This window comes from Pedobacter sp. UYP1, from assembly GCF_040547305.1.
Lineage (GTDB): Bacteria > Bacteroidota > Bacteroidia > Sphingobacteriales > Sphingobacteriaceae > Pedobacter.
In genome coordinates, this window is record NZ_JBEPPL010000002.1 from 55,650 (window position 1) to 73,007 (window position 17,358).

General features: G+C 39.8%; 17 protein-coding genes. 5 read left to right on the forward strand and 12 right to left on the reverse strand.

All coding sequences use genetic code 11. From position 1 onward, the window contains the following. Window positions 1-34: 34 nt before the first annotated feature. The gene (locus tag ABIB30_RS04170) at window positions 35-1,615 is read left to right on the forward strand and encodes a peptide chain release factor 3 (protein ID WP_354299492.1); all 1,581 of its coding nucleotides are present in this window, start codon (window positions 35-37) and stop codon (window positions 1,613-1,615) included. A gap of 220 nt (window positions 1,616-1,835) precedes the next feature. Continuing rightward, window positions 1,836-2,012 (forward strand): hypothetical protein, encoded by a 177-nt coding sequence (locus ABIB30_RS04175; protein ID WP_354299493.1) that lies wholly within the window; start codon window positions 1,836-1,838, stop codon window positions 2,010-2,012. A gap of 66 nt (window positions 2,013-2,078) precedes the next feature. Here ABIB30_RS04175 and ABIB30_RS04180 read toward each other — a convergent pair whose 3' ends face one another. The 12 genes from ABIB30_RS04180 to ABIB30_RS04235 form a co-directional block, all read right to left on the reverse strand. Then, window positions 2,079-3,332, reverse strand: coding sequence for a pyridoxal phosphate-dependent aminotransferase (locus tag ABIB30_RS04180; protein ID WP_354299494.1), 1,254 nt, complete (start codon window positions 3,330-3,332; stop codon window positions 2,079-2,081). A 26-nt stretch (window positions 3,333-3,358) separates the two neighbouring features. Next, window positions 3,359-4,690: an argininosuccinate lyase gene (gene argH / locus ABIB30_RS04185; protein WP_354299495.1), complete on the reverse strand. Its 1,332-nt coding sequence runs from the start codon at window positions 4,688-4,690 to the stop codon at window positions 3,359-3,361. A gap of 41 nt (window positions 4,691-4,731) precedes the next feature. Continuing rightward, the gene (locus tag ABIB30_RS04190) at window positions 4,732-5,799 is read right to left on the reverse strand and encodes a M20 family metallo-hydrolase (protein WP_354299496.1); all 1,068 of its coding nucleotides are present in this window, start codon (window positions 5,797-5,799) and stop codon (window positions 4,732-4,734) included. Between the two features lie 3 nt (window positions 5,800-5,802). Next, a complete protein-coding gene (proC, locus tag ABIB30_RS04195; RefSeq protein ID WP_354299497.1) occupies window positions 5,803-6,621 on the reverse strand; it encodes a pyrroline-5-carboxylate reductase in 819 nt (272 codons plus the stop codon). Between the two features lies 1 nt (window position 6,622). Continuing rightward, window positions 6,623-7,411 carry an acetylglutamate kinase gene (gene argB / locus ABIB30_RS04200; protein ID WP_354299498.1) on the reverse strand — a complete coding sequence of 263 codons (789 nt, stop codon included), beginning with the start codon at window positions 7,409-7,411 and terminating at the stop codon, window positions 6,623-6,625. Between the two features lie 3 nt (window positions 7,412-7,414). Further along, window positions 7,415-8,374 carry an alpha/beta fold hydrolase gene (locus ABIB30_RS04205; protein ID WP_354299499.1) on the reverse strand — a complete coding sequence of 320 codons (960 nt, stop codon included), beginning with the start codon at window positions 8,372-8,374 and terminating at the stop codon, window positions 7,415-7,417. Between the two features lie 68 nt (window positions 8,375-8,442). Continuing rightward, window positions 8,443-9,408, reverse strand: a complete 966-nt coding sequence (locus tag ABIB30_RS04210) for a Rossmann-fold NAD(P)-binding domain-containing protein (protein ID WP_354299500.1) — start codon at window positions 9,406-9,408, stop codon at window positions 8,443-8,445. Further along, window positions 9,405-10,538 carry an aspartate aminotransferase family protein gene (locus ABIB30_RS04215; protein WP_354299501.1) on the reverse strand — a complete coding sequence of 378 codons (1,134 nt, stop codon included), beginning with the start codon at window positions 10,536-10,538 and terminating at the stop codon, window positions 9,405-9,407. The genes ABIB30_RS04210 and ABIB30_RS04215 overlap by 4 nt, the downstream gene beginning before the upstream one ends. Before the next feature lie 90 nt (window positions 10,539-10,628). Continuing rightward, entirely contained in the window at window positions 10,629-11,600 is a 972-nt protein-coding gene (gene argC, locus ABIB30_RS04220; protein WP_354299502.1) for an N-acetyl-gamma-glutamyl-phosphate reductase, read from the reverse strand. Next, a complete protein-coding gene (gene argG / locus ABIB30_RS04225; protein WP_354299503.1) occupies window positions 11,590-12,783 on the reverse strand; it encodes an argininosuccinate synthase in 1,194 nt (397 codons plus the stop codon). Before argG ends, argC begins: the two co-directional genes overlap by 11 nt. 79 nt (window positions 12,784-12,862) lie before the next feature. Next, window positions 12,863-13,570, reverse strand: coding sequence for a GNAT family N-acetyltransferase (locus ABIB30_RS04230; protein ID WP_354299504.1), 708 nt, complete (start codon window positions 13,568-13,570; stop codon window positions 12,863-12,865). Between the two features lie 428 nt (window positions 13,571-13,998). Then, window positions 13,999-14,433 carry a hypothetical protein gene (locus tag ABIB30_RS04235; protein WP_354299505.1) on the reverse strand — a complete coding sequence of 145 codons (435 nt, stop codon included), beginning with the start codon at window positions 14,431-14,433 and terminating at the stop codon, window positions 13,999-14,001. 161 nt (window positions 14,434-14,594) lie between these two features. Between ABIB30_RS04235 and ABIB30_RS04240 the strand changes: the two genes are divergently transcribed. From ABIB30_RS04240 to ABIB30_RS04250, 3 genes are all read left to right on the forward strand, one after another. Beyond that, window positions 14,595-15,749 (forward strand): M28 family metallopeptidase, encoded by a 1,155-nt coding sequence (locus ABIB30_RS04240; protein ID WP_354299506.1) that lies wholly within the window; start codon window positions 14,595-14,597, stop codon window positions 15,747-15,749. Window positions 15,750-15,867: 118 nt separating this feature from the next. Next, complete coding sequence (gene namA, locus ABIB30_RS04245; protein WP_354299507.1) at window positions 15,868-16,944, forward strand: NADPH dehydrogenase NamA; 1,077 nt, start codon at window positions 15,868-15,870, stop codon at window positions 16,942-16,944. A gap of 102 nt (window positions 16,945-17,046) precedes the next feature. Then, window positions 17,047-17,352, forward strand: coding sequence for a YbaB/EbfC family nucleoid-associated protein (locus tag ABIB30_RS04250; RefSeq protein WP_354299508.1), 306 nt, complete (start codon window positions 17,047-17,049; stop codon window positions 17,350-17,352). The last annotated feature ends 6 nt before the right edge of the window (window positions 17,353-17,358 follow it).

Below are 17,358 nucleotides of genomic sequence, written 5' to 3' on the forward strand. Positions count from 1 at the left end.
TTGCAGCCTCATCAAGCAATATGCTTAACCCTTTATGATTCACCCCGAAATAGAAAAAAGAAAAACATTCGCCATTATCAGTCACCCGGATGCCGGAAAAACAACACTAACTGAAAAGTTTTTGCTGTTTGGAGGAGCGATCAATACCGCTGGTGCTGTAAAACGTAACAAAGCCAATCAAAGCAGTACTTCAGATTTTATGGAGATTGAGAAACAACGTGGAATATCCGTTGCGACCTCAGTAATGGGTTTTGAATACAAAGATAAACGCATCAATATTCTGGATACACCAGGTCACAAAGATTTCGCCGAAGATACTTACAGAACTTTATCTGCAGTAGATAGTGTAATCCTTGTTGTAGACTGTGTAAAAGGTGTTGAGGAACAAACAGAGAAGCTGATGGCGGTATGCCGGATGCGGAATACTCCCGTAATTATCTTTATCAATAAGATGGACCGCGAGGGTAAAGACGCCTTTGATTTGCTCGACGAAATCGAGAATAAGCTGAATATCAGTTTATGCCCGCTATCGTGGCCAATCGGACAAGGACATACGTTTAAAGGTGTATATAGTATTTACAATAAACACCTGAACTTGTTTGAACCGGATAAAACAAAAATTGCTGATCCAGTTATAGAGGTCAGTGATCTGAACGATCCGAACCTGAATAATTTCCTTAAACCAAAGGAACTTGAAGAACTGAAAGGTGATCTTGAATTGGTAGACGGCGTTTATGGTACATTAGATCAAAGCATGTATACAGAAGGCTTACTTGCTCCTGTATTTTTTGGAAGTGCAATTAACAACTTCGGTATTAAAGAATTGTTAGATACTTTCATCAACATTGCTCCAAGTCCCAGAAGCAGAGAAGCTGAACAAAGAGAAGTTCTGGTAGAAGAGAAAAACTTCTCCGGATTTGTATTTAAAATACATGCCAATCTTGACCCTAAACACCGTGACCGTATTGCTTTCTTAAGGATATGTTCTGGTAAATTCGAGAGAAACAAATTCTATTTCCATACACGCCAAGGTAAAAAGCTTAAGTTTTCCAACCCAATGGATTTTATGGCCAATGAAAAAAGCATTGTAGAAGAAGCATGGCCAGGTGATGTTGTCGGCTTGTATGACAGTGGAAACTTTAAAATCGGAGATACATTGACTGAGGGAGAGCAATTGCAATTTAAAGGCATTCCCAGCTTCTCTCCTGAGATATTCAAGGAAGTGGAGAACAAAGACCCGCTTCGCACCAAACAGCTTGAAAAAGGCATACAACAGCTCACAGAAGAAGGGGTTGCCCAGTTATTCACACAACAACCAGGGAACAGGAAAATAATTGGTGCTGTAGGTGAATTACAATTTGAGGTAATCGCATTCAGACTTGAACATGAATATGGCGCGAAAGCACACTTCCGTATGTTGAGCTATAGCAGATCAAACTGGGTAACTTCTACAGATAAGAAGAAACTGGAAGAGTTTGTGAAGCGCAAGGGTCAGCACATTGGGCAAGATAAAGACGGAAGTCCTGTTTTCCTTGCAGATAATGACTTTATGATCAATATGACCAAAAGAGATTATCCGGACATCGAATTCCATAAAACTTCTGAGTTCAAATAAGCAGAAATAAAATTTTAAGGCCGTAACGACAAACCGTTGCGGCCTTTTTTATACCTGGTTTTCGACGAACTGGCATTTTAAGGCTACGAACCACTAAAAAAGAAAAAAAACGCCCTTATTCAGTTATCAGACTGTTCGTCTACGATAACAAGGACTTGGTATAAAACATTTTAGCAGGATTTTTTTATTCATTCTATTTGTTTCAACAAAACGAAATATTATGAAATCTCTGTTTAACATATCGCCATTTATACTCCTGTTATTTCCTGCATTTGTGATGATGATCCTGACATTCGCAACCAGTGCCAGCCATACTGATCAGGCTTCAGAAGTCGTAAAAACAACTGTAGCTACAGCAGCCTCTTTAGATAAAGCCAGTGTATCAATTGCCAAATAAAAAGGGTATTCTGAATCTACATCAACATGCAACCAGAATACCCATTATCATTGAAGTAATAGAATACTATTTCAACTTGCTTAACGCAGCTTTAATACGTGGAATCATTTCTTTGATATCAGTCAGTGAACAAGCACCAACCGAAGCACGGAACCAGGATTTAGTTTCATCTGTACCGAAGCAAGAGAATGGAACTAAAGCCACCTGAGCTTCTTTAATCAGGTAAGAATTCACATCAGTACTATCCTTTAGCAAATCACCATCGGCAGTAGTTTTACCAATATAGTCGATCTTCAGTGTCAGATAAATCGCTCCCATAGGCGCAATCGCATCTACTGCAAAACCTTCCTCTTTCAAACTGGTAAAACCTTCATATAAAGCATTAAGGCTGTCCTGAATCTGTGTTTTAAATGCACCTAAAAACTCATCAACCTGTCCTTTATCTGCAAAATATTTACCAACGGCTACTTGTTCAGCTTTAGGAGCCCAGGCACCGATATGTGTTAATAAAGCTTTCATTTTACCGATTACTTTATCTGGTCCGAAAGCCCAGCCTACGCGTACACCAGTACTGGCAAGACATTTAGAGATTCCGTCAATATAAATTGTATAATCTTTCAACTCAGGACGTAAACTAACCGGGTTGATATGTTCTTTACCAAAAGTCAGTAAAGAATAAATCTGATCGTACATGATATACAATGGTTTTTCTCCTTCAGCTCTTGATTTATTTTCTGCAATGACAAGGTCACAGATTTCTTCCAGTTGTTCTTTAGTAAACATTGTACCTGTAGGGTTCAATGGAGAACATAAAGCCAGTAGAGTTGCGCCTTTAAGGTATGGTTTTAACAACTCAGCAGTAGGCATGAAGTTGCTTTCTGCAGTAGTTTCCACAGCGATTCCTTCAGCAGAAGAAAGGTGACAATAATGGTTATTATTCCATGATGGAGCAGGATAAATAACTTTATCTCCCGGATCAATCAAGGCAAGGTAAGTCGCATAAATTAAAGGACGGGAACCACCAGAAACCAATATTTCATTTGTTTTAAAGTCAAGATCATATCTGTCCTTTAATACGTCTACAATTGTTTCACGTAAAGCTAAAATACCATCAGCAGGTGGATAGTTAGTTTGATTATGGTTATAAGCATCAACAATTTCAGCCTTCAGCCCCGCAGGTATAGGAAAAATTGAAGGATCAAAATCACCAATAGTTAAATTTGCAATTTTAGCACCTTTGCTCTTCAGCTCATTGACCTCATTCCCGATTTTAATGATTTCAGATCCAATAAGTGAGTTTGCTAATACCGATACATTCATGTTTTATAATTTATTAATGGTTAGAATTAAGCTAGCAAACTTTGAATAGCTAACTTGGTTTTTTCAAAATTAAACTGGTCGAGAATACTATCCATCATCGCTTCAATTTCCGGATTACACAGATTTCCTATGCTGCCTTCATGCGTGTGATTTACCTGAACTCCTGGTACAAAGGTACCATTTTCAATCGTCTCTCCTACTATCTGATAAGCTTCTCTAAAAGGCACGCCCTTTAAAGCCAAATCATTAACCACCTCTACACTAAACAAATAAGCATATTTTTTATCTGCCAATATATCATCCTTCAACTTAATATGCTGTAACATATATGTTGTCATTTCCAGGCATTCGTTTAAAGAAACGATGGAAGGAAAAAGGTTTTCTTTTAGTAATTGCAGGTCACGGTGATAACCCGATGGCAGATTAGTCGTCATCATTGCAATCTCGTTTGGCAAGGCCTGAATCTTATTGCATCTGGAACGGATCAGCTCAAATACATCCGGATTCTTTTTATGCGGCATAATGCTTGAACCGGTAGTCAGCTCATCAGGAAATTTGATAAAACCAAAGTTCTGATTGATAAATAAGCATACGTCCATCGCCATTTTTGCCAGGGTAGCTGCTACAGAAGACATAGCCTGAGCTAATATCCTTTCCGTTTTCCCCCTGCCCATCTGCGCATAAACTACGTTATAATTCAGGTTCTCAAAACCCAAAAGACTGGTAGTCATCGTTCTGTTTAATGGAAAAGAAGAGCCATAACCCGCAGCAGAACCTAAAGGATTTTTATTACAAATCTTCCAGGCTGCCAGCATCATTTCCATATCATCTACTAAGCTTTCTGCGTAAGCACCAAACCAAAGCCCAAAAGAAGAAGGCATTGCAATCTGCAAATGCGTATAACCTGGCAGCAATTTATCTTTATGTGTATTGCTCAACGCAATTAATTGTTGAAACAAGACCGCAGAATTACTGACCATTTCTTCAATCCTGTCTCTGAAAAATAATTTTAAGTCCACCAAGACCTGGTCATTACGTGATCTTCCGCTATGAATCTTCTTCCCTGCTTCACCAATACGCTGCGTCAGTAACCATTCAACCTGCGAATGTACATCCTCTACCGTATCCTCAATTTTAAACTCTCCGGCTTCAATTTCAGCGTAAATATGCTTCAGCTCCTTTTGTATTTGAGCAAGCTCAGCAGCCGTTAGTAAACCGATACTCTCCAGCATCTCTACATGCGCCAGAGAACCTAACACATCAAAAGCCGCCATTTGTAAATCCAGTTCCCTGTCTTGACCTACAGTAAAACTCTCAATACTTTTATTTACTTCTATATTTTTTTGCCAGATCTTCATTGTCTATTATAAATTATAAAACGCTCTCTAAAGAGCAAATGTTATTTCCCGTTGATAACCGGTTTAAGCATATCGATGTATAGTTGTATACCTTCCGCAATCTCCTTAACGAATACATATTCATCCGCCATATGTGAGCGTGCAGAGTCGCCAGGCCCTACTTTTACGGAAGGAATACTTAGTAAAGCCTGATCAGAAGTTGTTGGTGAACCGTAAGTAGTTCTGCCCAGTGCAATACCAGATTGAACCAGTGGATGTTCTTTATCAATTGAGGAAGGCTTTAACCGGACAGAGCGGGCTTTGACGTCACAATCCACATTGGTCCGGATAATCTTCAGCACCTCTTCATTGCTATACGCATCGGTAACCCTTACATCTACTGTAAATGTACAAGTTGCCGGCACTACATTGTGCTGAGAACCTGCATTGATGATGGTAACCGACATTTTCAAAGGCCCGAATACCTCAGATACCTTTGCAAAACGGTAGTTTCTAAACCATTCAATATCTTTCAATGCTTTATAGATTGCATTGTCGCCTTCTTCTCTTGCCGCATGGCCAGCTTTCCCGGTAACCGTACAATCCAAAACTAATAATCCTCTTTCTGCGATTGCAAGCTGCATTTCTGTCGGCTCACCCACAATAGCAAATTCCAGTTCTCCAAGATCAGGAATTACACATTCCAGTCCATTATTACCTGAAATTTCTTCCTCGGCTGTAGTCGCTAAACAAATATTGTAAGCCAGATCTTCCTGTGCATAGAAATATAGAAAAGTAGCAATCAGAGAAACCAGACAGCCCCCTGCATCATTACTTCCCAATCCGTATAACTTTCCACCCTCTATTTTCGGTTCATAAGGATCTCTGGTATAACCTGAGTTTGGCTTTACCGTATCATGGTGCGAATTTAAAAGCACTGTAGGCTTGTTTGCATCAAAATGCTGATTGTAAGACCAGATATTATTCAGCTTACGGTGTATTTTAACTCCTCGTTCCTGCAAAAATTGCCCGATCAGATCAGCAGTTTTATCCTCTTCCTTACTGAAAGATTGAATACTGATCAGATTCTTCAACAATTCCAAACTATCTTTTTGCAGCGTCTCTATCATAATTTATTCTTTTGTATATAATGCCCCGGCTTTTATAGCCGAAAGCTTAATGCCTTTAATCAAGGATGAACTGAACCCGTTGTGCTCCATTTCATTCAAGCCAGCGATAGTGCACCCCTTTGGCGAAGTTACTTTATCAATTTCCTGCTCCGGATGCGATTGCATCTGCAAGAGTAAATCTGCGGCACCTTTTGCAGTCTGAACAGCCATTTTCAGTGCTTCATCTGCATGGAAGCCAATTTCTACACCACCTTGCGAAGCCGCACGGATACCTCTTAAAAAGAAAGCGATACCACAAGCACACAACGCAGTCGCAGCAGTCATCAGGTCTTCATTAATCTTAACTACTGCACCAACTGTCTCAAACATTTTAGTTACTTCAGCTATGTTTTCTGCGGAAGCATGATCTGCAGCTACACAGGTCATAGACTGACCAATAGCGATAGCTGTATTAGGCATAGCACGAATAACTTCTAATTGCGCTCCTAGTTTCTCACGGATTGCTGCACAGCTCACTCCCGAGGCCACAGAAATCACAACATGACGCTTGATATCAATCGCACCAGAAATCTGTTCCATCAGCTGATTCAATTGCTGTGGTAAAACAGCCAGAACAATCACATCCGAAGCCGCTACAGCAGTGGCATTATCAGCACTGATCTGGTACCCAAGATTCGCAAATCCTGTTAAATGGCTTAAAGTCCTCCTGGTTAAAGTAATTGCACCAGCAGGTACGTAATTCGCTTTAACTAATCCTTTGGCTAGTGAAATTCCAATATTGCCACTGCCCAGTATCGCTATCTTGCCTGTAAATTGTCCCATATTAATCTATTAATCGGGTTCCAAAACCCTGTGTATCAATCTGTGGTAATTCATCTGCTTTGCCAATATAGACCGCACTAACCCCTTGTCTGATGGCTTCAAATGCATTATGTAATTTAGGGATCATCCCGCCTGAAACTACTCCTTCGGTTTGCAAACGCTCAAAATCCTCTCTTTTGATCTCTGTTACCAACGAAGTTTCATCCTCTATATCACGCAAAACACCCTTTTTCTCAAAACAGTAAACCAGGCGTGTTTCATAAACCGAAGACATCGCAACAGCAACCGCCGAAGCAATTGTATCTGCATTGGTATTGAGTAGCTGGCTATCTCCGTCATGCGTAATTGCACACAAAACAGGTATGAGGTTACTTTTAAGCAAACTATCCAATGTCGTTACGGATACAGAATTTTCATCCAGATCACCTACAAAACCAAAGTCTATCTCTTTAACCGGTCGTTTTACTGCCTTAATCACATTGCCATCTGCCCCACTTAATCCAATCGCATTACATCCTCTGGCCTGTAATTGCGCTACCATATTTTTATTAATCAGCCCGCCATAGACCATAGTCACTACGCGCAGGGTCTCAATATCTGTAATTCTTCTGCCATCAACCAGTTTAGGTTCAATTCCCAGGGAAGTTCCCAATTCTGTGGCAATCTTACCGCCTCCATGGATCAGGATTTTATCTCCCGGCAAAGCTGTAAAATCAACGAGAAACTGATGTAGCTTCTCAGAGTTATCAATTACATTTCCACCTATTTTTATAACCGTTAACTGCTTCATTCTTTATTTTTTAAGAAATTCATTGATGATAGGAAACTCTTTTTCAGGCTCTTCCACCTGTGGATTATGACCCGATTTCTCAAACATGACAAACTGGGCCTGCGGACAATATTCTTTATACTTTACCATCATCCAGGGTGTAGCTACTCTGTCGAAACGACCGCCAATTACTAATATCGGCATCTTTAAATCCTTTAACTGTTTCCTGAAGTCAAAAGTTGCTATATCATTTCCCACATAAAAATCACCGTCTCTCCCTACCATTTGATAGTATAGTTTGGTATTCATGCTGTTTGGATAAGGTTTTCTTCCTCTGGAAACAAACTGACCAGGATTATAAGCATATAAAAATCCATAAGGAACTTTACCATAAATTTCCTGATGCGCAGCATCACTTGAAACAGCACCCTGTTCTCTGATTTTCATCAGGTCTGCCCAGACTTCCGGATAATTCGTTTTGATCTCATGATTAGAATTGTCATCATTCTCCTGCCACATCACATAACTGTGAAAAGTGTTGGCCAGAATCAGGTGGCTCACGTTATTTGGATACTTAATCGCGTATCCTTGTGCAACCAGTCCTCCATAAGAGTGTCCTAAAAGAGACACTTTAGTCAGTTTCAATGCTTTTCTTAAACCTTCTATATCTTCAATATCTCTTTGCAGACTATAATCCGACACTACTTTAGCAGTATCTGATTTTCCCCTGCCAAACCCATCAAAATAAATCAGCTGATGATTCGCATCTGCCAAAGGATCAAAACTTCTTAATCCAGGGTGCGCGCCACCAGGACCACCAGCGATAAAAATAATCGGATCACCTTGTCCAACAGTAACCACCCATAATTTAGCACCATTGACAGTAATAAATTTACCATCAGTCCAGCTATCTACAGTTTTTTGCTGAGCAAAAGAGAGTGCGGCAAAGCAAAGCGCACAGATTAAAAGATTGAGCCTTTTCATGAGATTTCTTAGGTTTTAACGGTTTTTAAGCCAATAGAGGCCTGATTTTAACAATCAATCAGGCTCCCCTAAGATAGCTTTTGTAACAGACCTTTCAAAACCGCCTGTGCTGCCCATAAGCGATTTCCCGCTTCATGGATCACTAAAGAATTTGGTCCGTCCAATACCTCAGACGAAAGCTCCAGGTCTCTTCTAACAGGTAAACAATGCATTACTTTCGCATCATTTGTGCCTTTTAAAAGTTCATTGTTCAGCATCCACCCTTCCGGATAGGGAAGTATTTTACCGTATTCTTTATAACTTGACCAGTTCTTTACATAAATATAATCTGCACCAGCTAATGCCTCCTGCAGGTTATGTGTAATATGAGCACCAGGTGTAAAATCTTCGGAAAGTTCATAACCTTCTGGCTGAACAATCGTAAAGTCAAGCATATCTTCCTGTTGTGCTTTACACATCCATTCTGCAAAAGAATTAGGAACGGCTTGTGGCAAAGCCTTGATATGTGGTGCCCAGGCCAAAACGACTTTAGGTCTAGCTGAGCCTTTCCAGGTTTCTTTAATCGTTACCAGATCCGCCAGACTTTGTAGAGGGTGGCGCGTAGCACTTTCTAAACTTACCACAGGGACACCGCAATATTTGATAAACTTGTTAAAGAAATCTTCGTTATAATCTTCTTCCCTGTTCACCAGTTTTGGAAAAGAACGAAGCCCCAGGATATCACAATATTGGCCCATTACTGCTGCTGCTTCGCGAATATGCTCTACAGTAGTTCCGTTCATGACCACTCCGTCTTCAGTTTCCAGTGCCCATCCTTCTTTATCCATATTCATCACCATTACACTCATTCCTAAGTTAATGGCTGCTTTCTGGGTACTTAAGCGGGTACGCAAACTTGGATTCAGAAAAACAAGACCAAGTGTCTTGTTTTTACCTAATTGCTGATCTGAATAGGGATTGCTCTTTAGAGCAAGGGCATCTTTTACTAATTGGCCGATGTCTTCAACATCGTTTACTGAAGTGAACTGGTTCATCCTTTTATAGCAATTTTAAAGTTTTCTAAAAATTGATCTGCTTGTGCTTTGGTCAGATTAAGCGCAGGCAACAATCTGATCACATTTGGCTTGGCTTCGCCTGTGAAGATAAACTGCTTGAACAGCAAGTTCTTTTTAACCTGTGAAAGTTCCTCAGGAAGCTCAATACCGATCATTAAACCACGTCCTCTTACCTCAAGGATTTCTTCGGTCTTTTTAAGTTCAGTGATTAAATAATCACCTATTTTCGCTGCATTTTCCATCAGCTGATCTTGTTCCATAACTTCCAGCACCGCTAATGCAGCTGCACAAGCCAAATGGTTTCCGCCAAAAGTAGTGCCCAGCATAGAATGCCATGCTGTGAATTTAGGCGCAATAGAAATTCCCGCTACAGGAAAACCATTTCCCATTCCTTTTGCCATGGTATATACATCGGCATTTACCCCAGCATAATCATGAGAATAAAATAAGCCAGTTCTGCCATAACCACATTGAACACTGTCAGCGATATAAACTGCATTATATTGATCACATAACGTGCGGATCAGTTGAAGGAAGCTTACAGAAGCTTCTTTAATTCCGCCAACACCTTGTATACCTTCAATAATCACAGAGCTGATCTCTTCTCCATAAGATTCGAAAGCCTGTTTCAAGGCATCTTCATCATTAAAGGGAAGAAAAATGATATTGTCAGTGCTATTTACGGGTGCAATAATTTTAGGGTTATCCGTTGCTGAAACGGCTAAGGAGGTACGGCCGTGAAAAGCTCCTTTAAAAGCGATCACTTTTTTTCTTCCATTATAGAAAGAAGCCAGCTTCAAAGCATTTTCGTTTGCCTCAGCACCAGAGTTACAAAGAAACAACTGATAATCAGTCTTTCCTGAAACTTTACCCAGCTTCTCAGCAAGCTCTGCCTGCAAAGGTATTTTCACCGAATTAGAGTAAAATCCAACTTTGTTCAACTGGTCTGTCAAACGTTTTACATAGTGCGGATGAGTATGACCGATAGAAATTACGGCATGTCCGCCGTAAAGATCAAGGTACTCTTGCCCATTGGCGTCCCATACTGTACTGCCAGAGGCTTTAACAATTTCTATATCATTTAAAGGGTATACATCGAATAAGTTCATCTTTTTAAAGCTTTTTGCCCCAGGTTTTCACCTCAGGAGATTCATAAAATAATTTGATTGCAATGCCTGTTTCGCAGGCGTATTTGTTGTTTAAAAAGCTGCTGCTTTAAGCTTCAACCCTTGCCGTTCGTCTAATCCAAACATCAAATTCATATTCTGTACCGCCTGTCCGCTTGCTCCTTTTAACAGATTATCGATCATACTGATGACTAATAATTTGTTGCCATGTTTTTCTACATGTACCAAACCCTTGTTCGTATTCACTACCTGTTTAAGATCTATATTCTTTGAACTGACATGTGTAAAAGGATGTCCGCTATAATAGTCTTCATAAAGCTTTTGTGCCTGTTCAGCCGTTAAATCACTTTCCAGATAAACCGCAGCAAGAATACCTCTGGTAAAGTCTCCGCGTTGTGGGATAAAGTTCAGCTCCTGGTTAAAGTCAGCATCCAGCTGTAAAAGGCTTTCTCCGATTTCATTTAAATGCTGATGCTCAAAAGCCTTATAAACAGACAGGTTATTATTACGCCAGCTAAAATGAGAAGTTGCCGCAAGGCTTTGTCCTGCACCTGTTGAACCTGTTGTTGCATTGATATGGACTTCACTTTTCAATAATCCATTTGCTGCCAGTGGCAATAAAGCCAGTTGGATACAAGTTGCAAAACAACCTGGATTTGCAATAAAGTTCGCTGTTTTGATACGGTCTCTGTTTAATTCAGGTAAACCGTAAATCCAGTCCTGACCAGCAGCTTCAGTTAATCTGAAATCCTGGCTCAGGTCTATTATTTTAATACCAGCTGCAATAGGATTTGCAGCCAGGAATTTCTTTGCATCGCCATGGCCTACGCATAAAAAAAGCACGTCTATGGCAGAAGAAAGTTCATCCGTAAAACGCAGATCAGTATCTCCTAAAAGATCGGTGTGAACATCTGAGATCAGGTTTCCACCATTGCTGTTGCTATGTACAAATACGATTTCTACGCCATCATGATTCACTAACAGGCGCAGCATTTCACCACCGGTATATCCGGCACCGCCAACTATACCTGCTTTAATCTTCATTTCCGTTCACTTTATGCCAGATCATAACCTGGTTGCCAAATATTTTAGAGAACCCTTTAACATCCTCACCACTCCATGCATTATTCATTTCTCCGTAGCTGCCGAATTTATTGCTCATCAGATCGTGCTCAGACTCAATACCGATAATCTGAAATCTGTAAGGCAATAACTCTACAAATACTTTTCCGCTCACTGTACTTTGTGTATCTGCAAGGAAAGCTTCGATATTACGCATAATCGGATCATGGAATTGACCTTCATGCAGCCAGTTTCCATAAAAAGAAGACAATTGTTCTTTCCATGACAACTGCCATTTGGTTAAAGTATGTTTTTCTAAAGTATGGTGTGCTTTGATAATCACCATTGGAGCTGCTGCTTCAAAACCTACACGTCCTTTGATTCCAATAATCGTATCTCCCACATGGATATCACGACCAATACCATAAGGCTGTGCGATTGCTTGTAATTTCTGGATTGCTTTGACTGGCTCTAATTGCTCACCGTCTAAGGCAACCAATTCCCCTTTTTCAAAAGTAAGTTCGATTTTACGGCTCTTAGTTTCAGAAACCTGTGTTGGCCATGCTTCTTCCGGTAAAGTCTCGTTAGAAGTTAAAGTTTCTTTTCCTCCTACTGATGTACCCCATAAGCCTTTGTTGATAGAATATCTTGCTTTTTCAGCACTATACTCAACTCCGTGTTTACTTAAATATTCTATTTCCGCTTCGCGGGATAATTTCAAATCTCTGATTGGCGTGATGATCTCTACATTAGGAATAATAATATTAAAGATCATATCAAAACGTACCTGATCGTTACCTGCCCCGGTACTACCGTGCGCTACGTAATCAGCACCTATTTTTTTAACATAATTTGCAATTGCAGTAGCCTGGCTTACGCGCTCAGCACTTACAGAAAGCGGATAAGTTGCATTTTTCAATACATTACCAAATACCAGGTATTTAATACAGCCATCGTAATAATTTGCAGTTTCATCAACTACAGCATGAGAAGCCACCCCTAAAGCGTAAGCTCTTTTTTCGATTTCCTGTAATTCTTCATCAGAAAAACCACCTGTATTAACAATTACCGAATGAACTTCCAGTCCACGGTCCTGTGCCAGGTGAATACAGCAAAATGAAGTATCTAAACCTCCGCTAAAAGCTAAAACTACTTTCTTTTTCATGAGCAATTTGTTTTTTTGTGGTTAGGAAGCTTGCCTGCGTTTCTTCGCTAAGCGGCATCCATAACCGTTTTAGTTGTTATTATTTAAAAAATAGGACTGATTGGTGTAAGAATGATTTTAAGCTTCCTTTATCATCTGATGATTTTGGCTTAAGCACTAATCTTTGCTTAATGCGCATAAAACGCTCGTATAGTTTAGGTTTACGCTCTAATTCTTCGGCAAATTTCTTTGCTACATCATGTTTCTGAGTCGCAGGGTCGTAAAGCATCGCTGTACACATACAGTTTTTACGGTCTTTGCTTTTCAGAATCTCAAAGTTCACGCAGCTTTGACAGCCTTTCCAGAACTCCTCATCTTGTGAAAGTTCTGAATAGGTGACAGGCTCATAACCCAGGTCAGAATTAATTTTCATCACAGCAAGGCCTGTCGTTAATCCGAAGATCTTGGCTTTAGGATATTTCTGACGTGATAATTCGAAGATTTTGTATTTAATGGTATGTGCAAGTCCCATCTTTCTGTACTTAGGACTGACTACCAAACCTGAATTGGCTACAAATTGCCCATGGCTCCATGTTTCAATATAACAGAACCCAGCCCAGGAGCCGTCTTTATGGAAAGCAATAACTGATTTACCCTCAGTCATCTTTCCTGCAACATATTCAGGCGAGCGTTTAGCGATACCTGTACCTCGTGCCTTAGCAGATTCAGCCATTTCTTCACAGATTTCTTCTGCAAAAACACGATGTTCAGGAAGTGCAACCTGCACTATAAAATCGTTTATATTCATTAATAGTTAACGAAAAAAAGATAAAATATTCTTATTAATTGGTTCTGAGGAGCTATAAAATTCTCAGGATTGAGTTAGAATTAACTCAAATACGGGGTGTATAATTTTGCCGGCTGGTTGTTACATAAATGACAGGCTCCAGACGTTCAATATACAAACTTCTCGCAGCAATGTTCTTTGCTGTTACGATTGAAAGTTTATGTATTATCTGTTTGATCATTTTCTGTATAATTCCCGCTTTAAAATATTAATAGTGTAAAGGTTTAAATAAATTTCGAGTTGTGCAACAGGTTTTTTATTTTTTTACATTTAATCAACTCCTTGGACCTCATGAAGTCAACACTCAAAAATACATGATAGCTGTGGACAATAAAGATTAAATTTTCGTTAAATTTCAGGAGCGAAAACTAATAAAACAAAGAGGATAACTAATATGACTTTTGGAATATGAATTTAGGTGCGCTATAATCAATTGGTGCGCCCCTTTTGAAATAATTTATGCCCATATAACTTTCCAGTGTACCCGTACCCAAAATCAGCCTTCCATCTTTCTTTAGCAAGGCTATAGGTCCTCGCAGCCATTTTTCAAGACCATAGTGCTGAAAATGATAGTCACCGATCAAAGTGTCTCCTTTGATAGCCCCTTTTACATCTCCGGAATCTTTAAAACTACCATGATAATTCACTTCATACTGGCCTATAAATTGCGTTCCTGTAATAGTTAATTTCAAAATAGCGGTGTCAGCTCCCTTAATTGCAAGGTAAGAGGTACGGACTACTTTCTTCTCTCTGCTATCGCATCCTTGTATCAGATATGCGATTACACTTATAGCACATAAAAGCAGAGGCTTAGTAACTTTCATTATTTCGACTTTAAACACCGTTCACAAATTTATCCCCTAAGTTAACCAACAAAGTCACAATCACAATCCCGTAAATCTATTTTAAACTTGGATAGGCTCTCTAAAATGCAAGATGTTTATTTATTTGTACGTTTATCCTGATAAGCTAATATCCCTTTTTTATGAAAAGACTCCTTTTCCTTCTTTTACTGCCCTTCACATTTACCTCAATAACTTCTGCACAGGATTTACGCGCAGCCAGAAAAACTATAAACAAAATGGCCTCTCCCGATTTCTGGGGACGAGGCTATACCAAAGAGGGAATGGCAAAAGCAGCGGTTTACCTTTGTGATGAATTTAAAAAGGCTGGTCTGCAACCAATGGAAGGAAACGATTACAGACAGAATTTTTCTTACCCCGTGAATACTTTTCCGGGAAAAATGGACGTGACAATCAATGGAAAAAAGTTGATCCCAGGCAAGGATTTTATTATTGAACCTTCAAGCCGGGGTCTGCGTGGCACTATGAAGCTGGAACAAAAAGACAGCATTTACATGAACCGTTCCCAACGGATGTTCGTTGTACTCAAAGACAAGCTTACCTGGAGTGTTGCACAAAAAGCAAATGACTATACCGTTCTTGAAATCAATAAGAAAGCACTAACTACCAAACCCGACTCCATTAACGTAGACATTGACAATGAGGTCATTCCTGAATTTATAACCAGCAATATCTGCGGCGTAGTTAAAGGAACGAAACACCCCGATTCTATATTAATGCTAACAGCCCATTACGATCATTTAGGCGGTATGGGAGAAAACACGTTTTTTCCGGGAGCCAATGACAATGCCAGCGGAATAGCTCTTTTATTAAATCTGGCGAAATATTACGCCAAAAATCCAGCACCCTATACCATAGCTTTCGTTTGTTTTGCTGGTGAAGAGCCCGGACTTAAAGGCTCCTCTTATTTTACCACTTTTCCTCCTATCCCACTCTCCAATATCAAGTTCCTGATCAACGTGGATATGGTTGGAACAGGAGAAAAAGGAATTACCGTAGTCAATGCGGCTATCCTTCCGAAACAATTCGACTTGCTCAATAAAATCAACGATCAACAGCACTACCTCAGCAAAATTACTCCACGAAATAAAGCCGCCAACAGCGATCATTATTTCTTCACTGAAAAAGGTGTACCAGCGTTCTTTATTTACACTCAGGGAGGAATAACTGCTTATCACGATGTGGATGACATCCCTGCAACCCTGCCCTTAACGGAGTTTGCTGACTTATTTAAGTTATTTGTAAAATTTAATGCTGCATTGATGAAATCCTCTTGAGGATAGGTCACTACGCTTATGTTCATTATCGATTTTCTGTCATATCTTTAAATGTGTCAATTTCCAAACTAACAAATTGACACTGTGATCGTTTATTTGTTAATAAATACATACGTCGATGTCAATTTTACTATCTCCATTAACTATAAAAAACCTCAGCCTGAAAAACAGGATTGTCGTTTCCCCAATGTGCCAGTATTCTGCAGAAGATGGTTACGCTAATGATTGGCATTTAGTTCATTTAGGCAGCCGTGCGGTTGGCGGAGCCGCTTTGATTATCCAGGAAGCGACTGCTGTTTCTCCGATCGGAAGAATTTCACCAGGTGATTTAGGAATCTGGTCTGATGGCCATGTCCCTGTGCTGAAAAGGATTACTTCGTTTATTCATCAACAAGGCTCTATAGCTGGCATTCAGCTGGCCCATGCCGGCAGAAAAGCAAGTTTTGATGTTCCATGGAATGGTGGTAAGCAAATCCTGGAGAAAGACGGGGGCTGGAAGACTGTTGCGCCAAGTGCAATTCCTTTTCATGACCATGATGAACCTCCTGTCGCTTTAACTGGCAGTGATATTGAAAAGATAAAAGCTGATTTTAAGGCTGCAACATTAAGGAGTATAGAAGCTGGTTATCAGGTCATCGAAATCCATGCGGCCCACGGCTATCTCTTTCATCAGTTTTTCTCTCCACTTAGTAATACACGTACTGATGAATATGGCGGAAGCTTTGAAAACAGAATTCGTCTTTTGCTAGAGGTTGTAGCTATTGTTCGTGAAGTATGGACTACTGAAAAACCTTTATTTGTTCGTATTTCTGCTACTGACTGGGCCGAAAAAGGCTGGTCTCCTGAAGATTCAGTTCAACTTTCTGCAATACTGAAAACAAAAGATGTAGATCTGATTGATTGTTCATCGGGCGGAAATGTCCACTACCAGGAAATCCCGCTTTTCCCGGGCTATCAGGTACAGTTTTCTGCTTCAATCCGAAAAGAAACAGGCATATTAACTGGCGCAGTTGGTTTAATTACCGAAGCAAAACAAGCAGAAGAAATCCTTCAGGAAGGAAAAGCCGACCTGATTATTTTAGCGAGGGAACTATTAAGAGATCCTTATTTTCCATTGCATGCTGCTTTTGAATTGGATGATGAAATCAAATGGCCTGATCAATATGTACGTGCCAAACCAAGAAAAAAGAGCTAAATAGTTATTTGTACCGCTATTTCAAAAATCAGATGCTTCCATTTTTAAGCTGTTTCTAAACCAATTTGTCTTAATTTTGTTCTTTCATAAAACAAGATAATTATGTTCGATAAATTAATGGCTGCTCAGCAAAAGGCTGAAGAAATAAAAAAACGTTTAGATACTGTTTACGTTCAGGCAGAAGTTGAAAGTGGTGCTATCAAAGTAACTTCAACAGCAAATAAAACAATTACAGCTATAGAAATCGATGAAGAATTCTTTAAACAAGCTGACAAAGAAGAAGTAGAGGAACTACTTTTAACTGCAATCAATAAAGTGCTGCAACAGGCAGAAACTGTTAATGCGACCGAAATGCAAGCGGCTACCCAGGATATGATTGGTGGTTTAGGCGGAATGTTCGGTCAATAATATTAA